At 64.1% G+C, this 15,004-nt stretch carries 11 protein-coding genes; 10 read left to right on the plus strand and 1 reads right to left on the minus strand.

The genetic code is table 11. The features are described from left to right. Window positions 1-29 precede the first annotated feature (29 nt). The 9 genes from murD (at window position 30) to lpxC (ending at window position 11,215) form a co-directional block, all read left to right on the plus strand. Window positions 30-1,565, plus strand: coding sequence for a UDP-N-acetylmuramoyl-L-alanine--D-glutamate ligase (murD, locus tag PanNE5_RS09970; RefSeq protein WP_261939697.1), 1,536 nt, complete (start codon window positions 30-32; stop codon window positions 1,563-1,565). Further along, entirely contained in the window at window positions 1,562-2,830 is a 1,269-nt protein-coding gene (ftsW, locus tag PanNE5_RS09975) for a putative lipid II flippase FtsW (RefSeq protein ID WP_261939698.1), read from the plus strand. The genes murD and ftsW overlap by 4 nt, the downstream gene beginning before the upstream one ends. Continuing rightward, a complete protein-coding gene (gene murG, locus PanNE5_RS09980) occupies window positions 2,827-3,930 on the plus strand; it encodes an undecaprenyldiphospho-muramoylpentapeptide beta-N-acetylglucosaminyltransferase (protein ID WP_410007572.1) in 1,104 nt (367 codons plus the stop codon). The genes ftsW and murG overlap by 4 nt, the downstream gene beginning before the upstream one ends. A 1-nt stretch (window position 3,931) precedes the next feature. Continuing rightward, window positions 3,932-5,341: a UDP-N-acetylmuramate--L-alanine ligase gene (gene murC, locus PanNE5_RS09985; protein WP_261939699.1), complete on the plus strand. Its 1,410-nt coding sequence runs from the start codon at window positions 3,932-3,934 to the stop codon at window positions 5,339-5,341. A 46-nt stretch (window positions 5,342-5,387) separates the two neighbouring features. Then, window positions 5,388-6,326 (plus strand): D-alanine--D-alanine ligase, encoded by a 939-nt coding sequence (locus PanNE5_RS09990; protein WP_051060240.1) that lies wholly within the window; start codon window positions 5,388-5,390, stop codon window positions 6,324-6,326. A 47-nt stretch (window positions 6,327-6,373) separates the two neighbouring features. Then, window positions 6,374-7,210, plus strand: coding sequence for a cell division protein FtsQ/DivIB (locus PanNE5_RS09995; RefSeq protein ID WP_017234752.1), 837 nt, complete (start codon window positions 6,374-6,376; stop codon window positions 7,208-7,210). Between the two features lie 22 nt (window positions 7,211-7,232). Next, on the plus strand, window positions 7,233-8,465 hold the full coding sequence (gene ftsA / locus PanNE5_RS10000) for a cell division protein FtsA (protein WP_261939700.1): 1,233 nt from the start codon (window positions 7,233-7,235) through the stop codon (window positions 8,463-8,465). 106 nt (window positions 8,466-8,571) lie between these two features. Continuing rightward, window positions 8,572-9,762, plus strand: coding sequence for a cell division protein FtsZ (gene ftsZ, locus PanNE5_RS10005; RefSeq protein WP_017234750.1), 1,191 nt, complete (start codon window positions 8,572-8,574; stop codon window positions 9,760-9,762). A 538-nt stretch (window positions 9,763-10,300) separates the two neighbouring features. After that, entirely contained in the window at window positions 10,301-11,215 is a 915-nt protein-coding gene (gene lpxC / locus PanNE5_RS10010; RefSeq protein WP_017234749.1) for a UDP-3-O-acyl-N-acetylglucosamine deacetylase, read from the plus strand. A gap of 143 nt (window positions 11,216-11,358) precedes the next feature. On the opposite strand, the gene PanNE5_RS10015 is transcribed toward lpxC, so the two are convergent. Beyond that, on the minus strand, window positions 11,359-11,826 hold the full coding sequence (locus tag PanNE5_RS10015) for a DciA family protein (RefSeq protein WP_017234748.1): 468 nt from the start codon (window positions 11,824-11,826) through the stop codon (window positions 11,359-11,361). A gap of 305 nt (window positions 11,827-12,131) precedes the next feature. Here PanNE5_RS10015 and secA point away from each other — a divergent pair, with 305 nt between their 5' ends. Then, window positions 12,132-14,927, plus strand: coding sequence for a preprotein translocase subunit SecA (gene secA / locus PanNE5_RS10020; protein WP_017234747.1), 2,796 nt, complete (start codon window positions 12,132-12,134; stop codon window positions 14,925-14,927). Window positions 14,928-15,004: the final 77 nt, after the last annotated feature.

A 15,004-nucleotide genomic window follows, 5' to 3' on the forward strand; every position in this document is an offset into this window, starting at 1 on the left:
TCGTCGGTGGTGTGAATCGATAAAAGGGAATGAGCGACGTGTTCGGCGAGAAGTTTGGTGAATCCTGGCAACCGCGTGTCCTGATCCTGGGTCTGGGAGAGTCCGGCCTGGCGATGGCACGTTGGTGCGCGCGTTACGGCTGCCGTGTGCGGGCGGCCGACACGCGCTTTGCGTCGTCGGAGACACCGCCGAATGTTCTCGCCTTGCGTGCCGACGCCGCGCAGGCCGAATTCGTCGGCGGTGCGTTCGGGGCTCAGGTCGACACGCTGCTCGCCGACATCGAACTGATCGGTATCAGCCCAGGCCTCTCGCCGCTCTCCGCCGATGTGGCGGCGCTGCTGGCGGTGGCGGCCGAGCGGGGCATTCCCGTGTGGGGCGAGATCGAATTCTTCGCGCAGGCGCTGCGCCACATGCACGCGACGAGCGGCTACGCACCCAAGGTGCTGGCCATTACCGGCACGAACGGCAAGACGACGACCACGAGTCTGACGGGGTTGCTATGCCGTCGCGCCGGCAAGCGCACGGCGGTCGCGGGCAATATCAGCCCGACGGCGCTCGACCGTCTGAGCGAATGCATCGCCGACGCCACGTTGCCCGATGTCTGGGTGCTCGAACTTTCCAGCTTTCAGCTCGAGGCCACGCATTCTCTCGCGCCCGATGCGGCCGCGATTCTCAATATCACGCAGGACCATCTGGACTGGCATGGCGATATGGAGGCCTATGCCAAGGCCAAGGCGCGCATTTTCGGCCCGCAGACCGTTCGCGTGCTCAATCGCGACGATGCTCGCGTGATGGGTTTCGCCACGCCCGAGGCCAATGTCGTGACCTTCGGCACCGGCAAGCCCGAGGCCGTGGGCGACTTCGGCCTGGAGATGGAGGGCGGGATGTCGTGGCTGGTCGAGGGCTTCTCGCGCGACGACGCCCCGCCGGCGCCGAAGCGCCGCAAGGCCGGTGCCGTGGAGGCGACGCTCGAGGTGATCGGCAAACGCCTCATGCCCGCCGACGCGCTGCGCATCCGCGGTCAGCACAATGCCGCCAACGCGCTGGCGGCGCTCGCGCTCACGCGCGCCATCGACCTGCCGATGGCCAAGCTCTTGCACGGCTTGCGCGAATACCCGGGCGAGCCGCATCGCGTGCAGCTCGTCGGCGCGATCAACGAAGTCGAGTATTACGACGACAGCAAGGGCACCAACGTGGGCGCGACGGTTGCGGCCATCAACGGCCTGCAGAAGACGTTGCTCCTGATCGTCGGCGGCGACGGCAAGGGGCAGGACTTCTCGCCGCTGGCCAACCCCGTGGCGCATCACGCGCGCGCGGTGTTGCTGATCGGCCGCGACGCGCCGCAGCTGCGCGAAGCGCTGGCCGACACGGGCGTCGATCTGATCGATGCCCCGACGCTCGAAGCCGCCACGCGAGACGCTGCGAAGCTGGCCCAGCCGGGCGACGCGGTGCTGCTCTCGCCGGCCTGCGCGAGCTTCGACATGTTCCGCAACTACGAGCATCGCGCGCAAGTGTTTCGCGACACCGTGGTTGATCTGGCCGCCGACGCGGGGGTGATGCTATGAACCGTATCAAGTCGTTCTTCAGCAAGAAGCGTCAGGCCGGCTTTGCCGGGGCAGGTACGGCGGCCGCTCCGGGCGCCGCGACCCATGCCGCGAGCCGTACGCTCGGCAGCATCAAGCCGACCCGCTCGCGCATGCTCGAATACGATCACGCGCTCGTCTGGGTGGTGATTTCGCTGCTGTCGCTGGGGCTGGTGATGGTGTATTCGGCATCGGTCGCGCTGCCGGACTCACCGAAGTACAGCGGATACACGACGTACCACTTTCTCGTGCGTCACATCGTCTCGCTGACGATCGGACTGGTCGCGGCCCTCATTACGCTGCGTATTCCGGTCAAGACACTCGACAAGCTCGCGCCCAAGGTCTTTCTGCTGGCGCTGATGTTGCTCGTGATCGTGCTGATCCCGCACCTGGGCAAGGGCGTGAACGGCTCGAAGCGCTGGATTCCATTCGGAGTGCTCAATCTGCAGCCGTCGGAAATCATGAAGCTCGCGGTCACGCTGTACGCCGCGAACTACACCGTTCGCAAGCAGGAATTCATGCAGAGCTTCCGCAAGGGCTTCTTGCCGATGGGCGTCGCCGTTGTGTTCGTCGGTATGTTGCTGCTGCTCGAGCCGGACATGGGCGCCTTCATGGTGGTCGCGGCCATCGCGATGGGGGTGCTGTTCCTCGGCGGCGTGAACGGTCGCCTGTTCGGCGGACTGGCGCTCACGGCCGTGGGCACGTTCGCCATGCTGATCTGGTTGTCGCCGTGGCGTCGCGAGCGGATTTTCGCGTATCTCGATCCGTGGCGCGAGGACTACGCGCTCGGCAAGGCTTACCAGCTCACGCATTCGCTCATCGCGTTCGGACGCGGTGAATGGACTGGCGTGGGGCTGGGCGGGAGCATCGAGAAACTGCACTACCTGCCCGAAGCGCACACCGACTTCATCCTCGCGGTGATCGGCGAAGAGTTCGGCTTCGTGGGCGTGCTGGTCGTCATTCTGCTCTTTTACTGGATGGTGCGCCGCGCGTTCGAGATCGGCCGTCAGGCACTGGCGCTCGAACGCACGTTCGCCGGCCTGCTCGCGAAGGGCGTGGGCGTGTGGCTCGCTTCGCAGACCTTCATCAACATGGGCGTGAATCTGGGCTTGCTGCCGACCAAGGGCCTCACGCTGCCGCTGGTCAGCTACGGCGGCTCGGGCATCTTGCTCAACTGTGTGGCCGTGGCGATTCTGCTGCGGGTCGATTACGAGAACCGCGTGTTGATGCGGGGAGGAAAAGTATGACCGAGCGCGCCACCGCGATGTCGGCCCCGGAAACGAAGACGCGCACGCTGCTGGTGATGGCCGGCGGCACGGGCGGTCACGTCTTCCCGGGGCTCGCGGTCGCCAACTTCCTGCGTGTGCAGGGGTGGCGCGTGGTGTGGCTTGGGAATGCGGCAGGCATGGAAGCGACGCTCGTGCCGAAGTACGACATTCCGATGGCGTTCGTGAAGTTCGGCGGCTTGCGCGGCAAGGGCCCGATGACCAAGCTGCTGCTGCCGCTCAATCTGCTGCGCGCGTTCTGGCAGAGCTTCCGCGCGATCCGCCGCGTCAAGCCGAACGTGGTGCTCGGGATGGGCGGCTACATCTCCTTCCCGGCGGGCATGATGGCGTCGCTACTGGGGCGTCCGCTCGTGCTGCACGAGCAGAATTCGGTGGCCGGCATGGCGAACAAGGTCCTTGCGCGCGTGGCCGACAAGGTGCTGCTCGCGTTCCCCGACACCATCGCCGGCGGCGAATGGGTCGGCAATCCGATCCGTGCCGACTTCGACGAGATGGTGCCGCCGGCAGAGCGCTACCGCGCGCGCACCGGGCCGCTGCGTATTCTGGTGGTGGGCGGCAGCCTCGGCGCGACGGTGCTCAACGAGATCGTGCCCAAGGCGCTGGCGAAGCTGGCGCGCGACGCGCGTCCACAAGTCACGCACCAGGCGGGCGTTAAACATATTCAGACGCTGCAGGCGAACTACGCGGCAGCGGGGGTGACGGTCGATGCCGTGCCGTTCATCGACGACATGGTCGCGGCTTACGCGGCGGCGGATCTGGTGATCTGTCGGGCGGGCGCGATGACGGTGGCCGAAGTTGCGGCGGCGGGCGTGGCGGCGTTGTTCGTGCCGTTCCCGCATGCCGTCGACGACCATCAGACAACCAATGCGCGTTTCCTCGCCGACAAGGGCGCGGCAACGCTGATCGACCAGCGCGAGCTGTCGGTCGAGACCCTGGCCGAGTGGTTGCGCCGTCAGACGCGCGAATCGCTGCTCGCGATGGGAGAGAAAGCCAGGGCGCTCGCCAAGCCGGACGCCACCGAACAAGTGGCGCGCGTGTGCGCGGCTCTGGCCAAGGATTGAAATGAAACACATCGTCAAACACATTCACTTCGTCGGCATTGGCGGCTCGGGCATGAGCGGCATTGCCGAGGTGTTGCTCAACCTGGGGTATCAGGTGAGCGGCTCCGATCTCGGCGACAACGCGGTGACGCAGCGCCTCGTCAGTCTTGGCGCGCGCGTGGCCCGCGGCCACGCGGCCGAGCATATCGAAGGGGCGGACGCCATCGTCGTGTCCACCGCCATCACGGCGGACAATCCGGAAGTGCTCGCGGGGCGTGCCCGCCAGATCCCCATCGTGCCGCGCGCGCTGATGCTCGCCGAACTCATGCGCCTGAAGCAGGGCATCGCCATTGCCGGCACGCACGGCAAGACAACCACGACGAGTCTCGTGGCGAGCGTGCTTGCGCAGGGTGGGCTCGATCCGACGTTCGTGATTGGCGGCCGACTGAACAGCGCCGGCGCGAACGCCAAGCTCGGCACGGGCGACTTCATCGTGGTAGAGGCCGACGAATCGGACGCCTCGTTCCTGAACCTGAATCCGGTCATTGAGGTCATCACGAACATCGATGCCGATCACATGGACACCTATGGACACGACTTCGCGCGTCTGAAGCAGTCGTTCGTGGCGTTCACGCAGCGCCTGCCGTTCTATGGCATCGCCGTGCTGTGCGTGGACGATTCGAACGTGCGCGAGATCCTGCCGTTCGTCTCCAAGCCGATCGTGCGTTACGGCCTGTCGGAAGACGCACAGGTGCGCGCCATCGATGTGCGTGCGGACGCCGGCCAGATGCGCTTCACCGTGCTGCGCCGGTTCGGCGCCGGTGCCGCGCCCCTCGACATCACACTGAACCTGCCGGGTGAGCACAACGTGCGCAACGCGCTGGCGGCGATTGCGATCGCGACCGAACTTGAGGTGCCGGACGCTGCTATCCAGCAAGCGCTAGCCGAATTCAACGGCGTGGGCCGGCGCTTCCAGCGCTACGGCGACATCGCGCTGCCGAAGTCGAGCGGCGGCGGCACGTTCACGTTGATCGACGACTACGGACATCACCCGGTCGAGATGGCGGCAACGCTCGCGGCGGCCCGCGGCGCGTTCCCGGGACGTCGCATCGTGCTGGCCTTCCAGCCCCATCGATACACGCGTACGCGCGATTGCTTCGAAGACTTCGTGAATGTGTTGTCCGACGCTGACGCCGTGGTGCTCGGCGAAGTCTATTCGGCCGGGGAGGCGCCCATCGTGGCGGCCGACGGTCGGGCCCTGTCGCGCGCCCTGCGCGTGGCGGGCAAGGTAGAACCGGTTTTCGTGGAAGACGTTGCGCAACTGCCCGACGCCATTCTGCAAGTCGCCCGTGCGGGCGACGTCGTGATCACCATGGGTGCCGGCTCCATCGGCGCGGTGCCCGGCAAGTTGCAAGTTCAGCAAGGAGTTTGAAGTGAGTGCTTTCGATCCGAAACGTTTCGGCAAGGTGGGCGTCCTGATGGGCGGGCGCTCGGCCGAGCGTCAGATCTCGCTGATCTCGGGCAATGGCGTGCTCGAAGCCCTGCGCGCGCGCGGGGTGAATGCGCATGCGTTCGATACCGGCATGCACGACCTCGCGGCGCTCGCCGCGCAGAAGTTCGACCGGGTGTTCATCGCGCTGCATGGCCGCTATGGCGAAGACGGCACGCTGCAAGGCGTGCTCGAGCATCTGGGGGTTCCGTACACCGGCAGCGGCGTGTTGGCCTCCGCGCTGGCGATGGACAAGGAGATGACCAAGCGCGTATGGATCAACGAAGGGCTGCCGACGCCGCGCTTCGCGATGCTGAGCGCCGACAGCGACTTCGATGCCGTGGCCCGCGATCTCGGCCTGCCGCTCATCGTCAAGCCGTCGCGCGAAGGCTCGACGATTGGCCTGACAAAGGTCACCGAGGCGTCGCAACTGAAGGCGGCCTTCGAGAAGGCAGTCGCCCTGGATCCGGACGTCCTCGCCGAAGAATTCATCGATGGCGACGAACTGACCGTGCCGGTGCTTGGCGTGGGCACGAAGGGCGCGGCGGCCGCGCGTGCGCTGCCGGTGATCCGCATCGTGGCGCCAGACGCGAACTACGACTACCAGAACAAGTATTTCAAGGACGATACGCGCTACGAATGCCCGCCGCCGCTATCGGTGTCGTTGCAGGAGGAGGTGCAGCGCCTGGTGCTGCGCGCCTATCTCGCGCTGGGCTGTCGTGGTTGGGCGCGCGCCGACGTGATGCTGCGCAAGCGTGACAACAAGCCGTTCCTGCTGGAGATCAATACCTCGCCGGGCATGACGGGCCATTCGCTGGTGCCGATGTCGGCGCGCGCGGCGGGGCTGTCGTACGAAGACCTGGTTGTCGAAATCCTGGCCACCGCGACGCTCGATCTGCATCCGAACGCGCAGTGGAAACCCGAGTAAAACCTTGAACGCGTTGAAGAACGCCCCGATACGGAAAGCAAATCGCCATGTGGCAAAACGTACGCCTGCTCAACGCCATCGCGAGTGCGCTCGTCGCACTCGTCGTGCTGGCGGCGCTCGCTGCGGGCGGCCATTGGCTGATTCAGCGGCCGATCTTCACGCTGACGGCGGTGCAGATCGATGGGGACGTGTCTCACATCAACGGTCCGACCTTGCGCGCGAATGCCGTCTCGCGCCTGAAGGGCAATTTTTTCACGATCGATCTGGACGCCACGCGAGCGGCGTTCGAGGCCGTGCCGTGGGTGCGCCATGCAAGCGTGCGACGTGTGTGGCCGAACCGGCTCTCGGTGACGATCGAGGAATACAAGCCGCTGGCCACGTGGAACGATGGCCGTCTGGTGAGTGTGGACGGCGAGCTGTTCGCGGCGAATCTGGCCGAAGCCGAGGACGACGGCAAGCTGCCCGAGTTCGCCGGCCCGCCGGGCAGCGAAAAGGATGTGACGGCGCGGTACTACGACTTCGTGAGGTGGTTCGCGCCGCTGAAAATGAAACCCGAAGCGGTCACGCTGTCGAATCGTTACGCATGGAGCGTACGGCTCTCCGGGGGAGTGCAACTGGCGTTGGGACGGGAGCGAACCGCCGAATCCCTCGCCACACGCAGCAGGCGTTTCGTACAAGCGTATCCGCAGGTAGCGGCGCGCTGGGGAAATCAGATCGAGTATGCCGATCTGCGTTACCCGAACGGTTTTGCCGTGCGTGCCGCGGGCATGCGTTTCTTGAGCGAAGACCAGGCCAAGAAGCTTGCCGCGGCACCGGTGCAAAAGCGGGATTCGCAAAAGCCGGCCGTTGCACAACCTGCCGCGCGGCAGAAGCGAAGCCAGTGAGACTTCAGGACTTACACACGCTATGAGCAAAGATTACAAGGATCTGTTGGTCGCCCTCGATATCGGCACGTCGAAAGTCGTGGCGGTGGTGGCCGAACTGCGCCCTGAAGGCCGCTATGAAGTGATTGGCCTCGGCCAGAGCGAATCGCGCGGGCTGAAAAAAGGTGTCGTGGTGAACATTGAGGCCACGGTGCAGTCCATTCAGCGTGCACTCGAAGAAGCCGAGTTGATGGCCGACTGCAAGATCACCAACGTGTTCACAGGCATTGCCGGCAGCCACATTCGCAGCTTCAATTCGAGCGGCATGGTGGCGATCAAGGACAAGGAGGTGACGCAGGCCGACGTGGCGCGCGTCATCGAGACGGCCAAGGCGATCAACATCCCGACTGACCAGCAGGTGCTGCATATCCTCACGCAGGAATTCATCATCGATGGTCAGGAAGACGTGCGCGAGCCGATCGGCATGAGCGGCATCCGCCTTGAAGTGAAGGTGCATATCGTGACCGGCGCCGTCTCGGCGGCGCAGAACATCGTGAAGTGCGTGCGCCGGTGCGGCCTCGAAGTGAACGACCTGATTCTGCAACCGCTCGCGTCGAGCATTTCGGTGCTCACCGAAGACGAGAAGGAACTGGGCGTGGTGCTGATCGACATCGGCGGTGGCACGACCGATATCGCGATCTTCAGCGAAGGCGCGATTCGTCACACGGCCGTGATTCCGATTGCGGGCGATCAGATCACGAGCGACATCGCGATGGCGGTGCGCACGCCGACGCCGGATGCGGAAGACATCAAGATTGCGCACGGCATCGCCAAGCAGTCGCTGGCCGATCCGGACGAAATGATCGAAGTGCCGGGGCTGGGCGAGCGCGGTCCGCGCACCCTCTCGCGTCAGGCGCTGGCGGCGGTGATCGAGCCGCGCGTCGAAGAGCTGTTCTCGCTGGTGCAGCAGGTGGTGCGCGAGTCGGGGTACGAAGAACTGCTGTCCTCGGGCATCGTGCTCACCGGCGGCGCGGCGATGATGCCGGGCATGGTCGAGTTGGGCGAGGACATCTTCCTCAAGCCGGTGCGCATTGGCGTGCCGGAGTATGCGGGCGGCCTGGCCGACGTGGTGCGCAGCCCGCGCTACGCGACCGCGATGGGGCTGCTGCTCGAAGGACGTTCCCAACGCATGCGCGGGCGCAAGGTCGCGGTGCAGTCGGGGCAGGCGAATCAGGTCTGGTCGCGCATGCGCGACTGGTTCTTCAGCAATTTTTAATGGTGTTTTTTGAGGGGTGTGGATTCGGTGTTGAAAACACGCGTGGCTTACCCGAGCTGCCCGTGACCCGCAATACCGGATCTGCTTTTATATCACTGGAGGCGCTATGAACTTTGAAATGTTGGAAACGGAAACCAACGGCACCATCATCAAGGTGGTGGGTGTTGGTGGCGCTGGCGGCAATGCCGTCCAGCACATGATCAACCGGGGTGTGCAGGGCGTGGACTTCATCGCCATGAACACCGACGCTCAGGCACTCGGCCGCTCGCAGGCCAGCGTGAGCATCCAGCTCGGCAAGACCGGTCTGGGCGCAGGCGCCAAGCCGGAGATGGGACGTGCGGCGGCTGAAGAAGCCCGTGAGCGCGTGGCCGACGCCCTGCGTGGGGCGCACATGGTGTTCATCACCGCCGGTATGGGCGGCGGCACGGGCACGGGCGCGGCACCGGTGGTGGCGCAGATTGCCAAGGAAATGGGCATTCTGACCGTCGGCGTGGTGTCGAAGCCGTTCGAGTTCGAAGGCGGCAAGCGCATGCGCGTGGCCGAGACGGGCGCGCAGGAGCTGGAAGACAACGTCGATTCGCTGATCGTCGTGCTCAACGACAAGCTGTTCGAAGTCATGGGCGACGACGCCGAGATGGACAAGTGCTTCCAGTGCGCCGACGACGTGCTGCATAACGCCGTGGCCGGCATCGCCGAAATCATCAACGTCGACGGTCTGGTGAACGTCGACTTTGAAGACGTGAAGACGGTGATGGGCGAACAAGGCAAGGCCATGATGGGGACGGCGACGGTGGCAGGTGTCGATCGTGCGCGTCTGGCGGCCGAGCAAGCCGTGGCGAGTCCGCTGCTCGAGGGTGTGGACTTGTCGGGTGCGCGTGGCGTGCTGGTCAATATCACGGCATCGCGTTCGCTGCGTCTGTCGGAAACGCGTGAAGTGATGAACACCATCAAGAGCTACGCTGCCGAAGACGCGACCGTGATTTTCGGTACCGTCTACGACGACAAGATGGGCGATGCGCTGCGCGTGACTGTTGTGGCAACCGGCCTGGGCCGCGCTGTCGCGAAGAAGGCTGCCGCACCGATGACGTTGCTCAAGACCGGTACCGACAATATGCCGATCGCCACCGGCCACGTGCCGAATGTCGGTCAGGCGGGCGGTACGGACTACGGCGCGCTCGATACGCCGGCCGTGTGGCGCAGCACGCGCGAGACCGCGGCGTCGCACGTTGCCGCATTGCAGGAAAAGGGTGTCGACACGTACGACATTCCGGCCTTCCTGCGCAAGCAAGCCGACTGACAGGGTCGCGCGCGGACCAGGTGCCAGTGCCTGGTGCCGCCGCACCTTGGGAATCGCGAGGCCTATGCAGGTCGTCGTGAGGATTCGTCGTCGCTCCAACGACCATGCCGTGTGGCGTGGGGATGGCGCGCCGCAGTACGAGTCCGCATGACGATACGGCGAGGTTGTGAAGACGCGAGATGCCGTATCGCTGCGACAACCAGCATCGCAAGCGGTGTCTACCCTTCACAGGTCACGAACGTTACGGGTAAGCGTTCGGATCCCTGACCCGGTCTCGCGGATCTGTCCCCCGACCGCTGCGGCATGCCTCCGTCGCGGCGGCCGGGGTGCCCCGACGATGGGCGACGCCCGGGCTTTGGCCTGATGTCGATTTTTGAAACGGCCTATTTCGTGTCGCGATAGGGATGTGGACGAATCGATGCGGCAGAATTCGGAATGTTTAGTAACGAAGCGTTGCGTTTGTGGCACAGCGATGAAGGCTTCCATCTGGTATAATTGCATCTATGGTCACTAGCGTCTGATAGTTTAAATAAATAGCATGCTCAAGCAGCGCACTCTCAAATCCATCGCCAAGACAGTCGGCATCGGCTTGCACTCCGGTCGCAAGGTCGAGTTGTCGCTGCGTCCGGCGCCGCCCAACACGGGCATCGTCTTCTGCCGTACCGATCTGAATCCTCCTGTGGAGATTCCGGCGTCGGCGATGGCGATTGGCGACACGCGTCTTGCGTCGGTGCTGCAGAAAGAGGGCGCGCGGGTCTCCACTGTGGAGCACCTGATGTCGGCATGCGCGGGGCTGGGCATCGACAATCTGTATGTCGATGTGACGGCCGAAGAAATTCCGATCATGGACGGCAGCGCAGCAACGTTCGTCTTCCTGATTCAGTCGGCGGGCATCGAAGAGCAGGCGGCCGCCAAGAAATTCATTCGTGTGACGAAGCCGATCGAGATTCGCGAAGGCGACAAGTTCGCCCGTCTCGAGCCGTACGAAGGCTTCAAGCTCAAGTTCACCATCGATTTTCGTCACCCGGCGGTCGATCGTACCGGTCAGGCGCTGGAGATCGACTTTGCCGATACGTCCTACGCGAAGGAGATTGCGCGCGCCCGTACGTTCGGCTTTGCGCATGAGGTCGAGATGCTGCGCGAACTGGGCCTGGCGCGCGGCGGCAGCATGGACAACGCCATCGTGCTCGACGAGTACCGCATCCTGAACAACGACGGTCTGCGTTACGACGACGAGTTCGTGAAGCACAAGATGCTCGACGCCATCGGCGACCTGTACGTGATTGGCCATCCGCTGCTGGCGTCCTACACGGCGTACAAGTCGGGGCACGGTCTGAACAACCAGCTCTTGCGCGAGCTACTCGCACAAGAGGCCTATGAGATTGTCACGTTCGAGCACGCCGAAGACGCACCGCGCGGCTTCCAGTTCGAGCCGCAGACCCAGTTCGCGTAAATCGCGCAGGCCATAGGAAGCGCCGGCGGGTGGGGCGCGGATGTAACAAAACGAAAGCGCCGACTCTGCGGCGCTTTTTTATTTGACGCGCGTGCCAAATCGGCGTTGCGCTTGAATGCGTCGCGCCATGGCGACCGACGGATTCAAGGCTTGCGCGGACCGCCGTAGGAATGGCGGGCCACCAGGCGAGCCAGGGCATCGCGAAGCGGGGATGGCTCCAGCGCGTCGCGCAGATCGCGCAGGCTGACAAGGCCCTGCCGGGACAGGCGCGCCTCCTTGGGCGGCTTCTGGGGTTCGGGCGCCGTGATGCTCACACGGATCCGGATCGTGCGAATCAGCCAACCGCGTGTCGCCAGCCCCTCGATCAGTGACGGCGTTTGCTGGCGCAGCCGAGCCGCCAGTGCATTATTGGCGACGAGGAAGACCAGGGCGCCCTCGCGCGGCGGTGCTAGCCGGACGCTGCCGCTGAGCGCGGCGGGTAACAACGCGTGTACGTCGCGCTCGAGTCGACCCAGTTGTTCGGCGGCGGCCAGCAAAGAGCCGGCGCCGTCGGAGGCGCACAGCAGATCGGTGAGCGGGCGGGCAACGCGGGGAGCTTTGGGTCGTTTCATATGATGAGACAGAGGTTGCCGCGTATTTTACCCCGCCATCGGGCGTCACCTCGGTCCGAACGCCGAAAACGCCGGACGGCCCGCGTCCGAGGCCAGCGGGACGCGCCATGACAGCATGCTAGAATCCTTTTTTTAGTATAGGTATCGAACCGGCGAGAGGCCTGAGTGCCAAACACCGGTGACCCGCAGCGCGCAGGCGCGTTGGGCGATTCGGCACGCGTGGGGCAAAACCCCTGAAGCGTTGCGAAGTTTGCCGACCGACTGCACGATTGCGAACGACATTTGCCGCCCTAACCAGTGATCCGATGATTCCCGGTCTTCTTAAAAAAGTATTTGGCAGCCGTAACCAGCGGCTTATCAAGCAGTACCAGAAAACCGTCTCGGCGATCAACGCCCTCGAGCCGCAGATCGCCCAGCTGAGCGATGAGCAACTGCGCGGCAAGACCGAGGAATTCAAGCAACGTATCGCCCAGGGGGCGAGCGTGGATTCGTTGCTGGTCGAAGCCTTTGCGGTGTGCCGCGAAGCCGGCAAGCGCGTCCTCAAGATGCGCCACTTCGACGTTCAGCTGATTGGCGGCATGGTGCTGCACTTCGGCAAGATCGCCGAAATGCGCACGGGCGAAGGCAAGACGCTCGTTGCGACATTGCCCGCCTATCTGAACGCGCTATCGGGCAAGGGCGTGCACGTCGTGACCGTCAACGATTACCTGGCCCAGCGCGACGCCGAGTGGATGGCACGTCTGTACAACTTCCTCGGCCTGTCGGTGGGTATCAACCTGTCGCAGATGCCGCATGACGAGAAGCAGACAGCGTACGCGGCCGACATCACGTACGGCACGAACAATGAGTTCGGCTTCGACTACCTGCGCGACAACATGGTCTACGAGACCGAGCAGCGGGTGCAGCGCACGCTGAACTACGCCATCGTCGACGAAGTGGACTCGATCCTGATCGACGAGGCACGTACGCCGCTCATCATCTCCGGCCAGGCCGAAGATCACACCGAGCTGTATGTGAAGATGGATCGCTTGCCGGCGATGCTCGAGCGTCAGATCGGTGAAGAGAAGTCGGACGGCACGGGCGTCGAGGTGCCGGGCGATTACACGCTCGACGAGAAGGCGCGTCAGGTGTTCCTGACCGAGCGCGGCCACGAGAAGGCTGAGCAACTGCTCGCCGAGTGGGGCATGATCGCCGAGGGCGACAGTCTCTATGCGCCGCAGAACATTACCCTCATGCACCATGTGTACGCCGCCCTGCGCGCGCACACGCTGTTCCACAAGGACCAGCATTACGTGGTGCAGAACGACGAGATCGTCATCGTCGACGAGTTCACCGGCCGTCTGATGGCCGGTCGCCGCTGGTCCGAAGGTCTGCACCAGGCGGTGGAAGCGAAGGAGCGCGTCTCGATCCAGCATGAGAACCAGACGCTGGCCTCGATCACGTTCCAGAACTACTTCCGCATGTACGCCAAGCTCTCGGGCATGACCGGGACGGCGGATACCGAAGCGTTCGAATTCAACGAGATCTATCGCCTCGAGACGGTGGTGATCCCGACCAACCGCCCACCCAAGCGGATCGACCGTCAGGATCAGATCTACAAGACGGCCAAGGAAAAGTACGACGCGGTCATCAAGGACATCCGCGATTGCGTGGAGCGTGGTCAGCCGGTGCTGGTGGGCACGACGTCGATCGAGACGTCGGAGTACCTCTCGCAACTGCTCACGAGCGCGAAGCTGCCGCACCAGGTGCTCAACGCCAAGCAACACGCGCGCGAAGCCGAGATCGTCGCGCAGGCGGGGCGTCCGGGCGTCATCACCATCGCCACCAACATGGCCGGTCGTGGTACCGACATCGTGCTGGGCGGCAACGTCGAGAAGCAATCGGGTTTCATCGAAATGGATGCGAGCCTGTCCGACGCGGACAAGCAAGCCCGCATCCAGCAATTGCAGGACGAATGGCAGGGTCTGCATGAGCAGGTGAAGACGGCAGGCGGTTTGCACATCATTGGTACCGAACGCCACGAATCTCGCCGTATCGACAACCAGTTGCGCGGCCGTTCGGGCCGTCAGGGCGATCCGGGCTCGTCGCGTTTCTACCTGTCGCTGGAAGATCCGCTGCTGCGCATCTTCGCCGGCGACCGCGTTCGTTCGATCATGGATCGGCTGAAGATGCCGGAAGGCGAAGCCATCGAGGCGGGCATTGTCACGCGTTCGATCGAGTCGGCACAGCGCAAGGTCGAAGCGCGAAACTTCGACGTGCGCAAGCAACTGCTCGAATACGACGACGTGTCCAACGATCAGCGCAAGGTGATCTACCAGCAGCGCAATGAACTGCTCGAAGCGCAAGACGTCTCGGACACCATCGCCGGCATGCGTCAGAGCGTGTTCCAGGATCTGGTGCGCACCTGCGTGCCGGCCGGTACGGTCGAAGAACAGTGGGACCTCAAGGGGCTGGAGACGGTGCTGCGCGAAGAGTGGCAGCTCGATTTGCCGCTGCAGTCGCGTATCGAAGGCTCGGAAGAAATCGACGACGAGGACATCCTCAAGGAAGTGATGGACGCCGCCGAAGCGTCGTATCAGGCCAAGGTTGAACTGGTGGGACGCGAGTCGTTCTCGGGGTTCGAGCGCTCGGTCATGCTTCAGAGCGTGGATTCCAACTGGCGCGAGCATCTGGCCGCGTTGGATCACCTGCGTCAAGGCATCCATCTGCGCGGTTACGCGCAGAAGAATCCGAAGCAGGAATACAAGCGCGAAGCGTTCGAATTGTTCGCCCAGTTGCTTGAGACCATCAAGCTCGAAGTCACGCGCGTCATCATGAACGTGCGTATCCAGTCGCAGGAGGAGCTCGAGCAGGCGACGGAAGCGCTCGACGACAGCGCGGGCGGTCTGATCAACGTCGAGTTCAAGCACGACGAACTCGAGACGGTGGGCGGCGACGGCGAAATCGACGAAGACGCGGGGCGTCCGGTGGTTTCGGCGCTGGCCCAGGCGGCAAGCGCGGCGATGGCCGGCGGCGACTTGTTGCCGAAGGTTGGTCGCAACGATGCCTGCCCGTGCGGCAGTGGCAAGAAATTCAAGCACTGCCACGGCAAACTGTCTTAAGATGTGAACCGATCGACGCGGCGCCGACTCAGGATCGGCGCCGCGTCGTTTGTAGCGCCGGTTTTTCGACCGGCCGC

Source organism: Pandoraea sp. NE5 (assembly GCF_024363545.1).
GTDB lineage: Bacteria > Pseudomonadota > Gammaproteobacteria > Burkholderiales > Burkholderiaceae > Pandoraea > Pandoraea cepalis.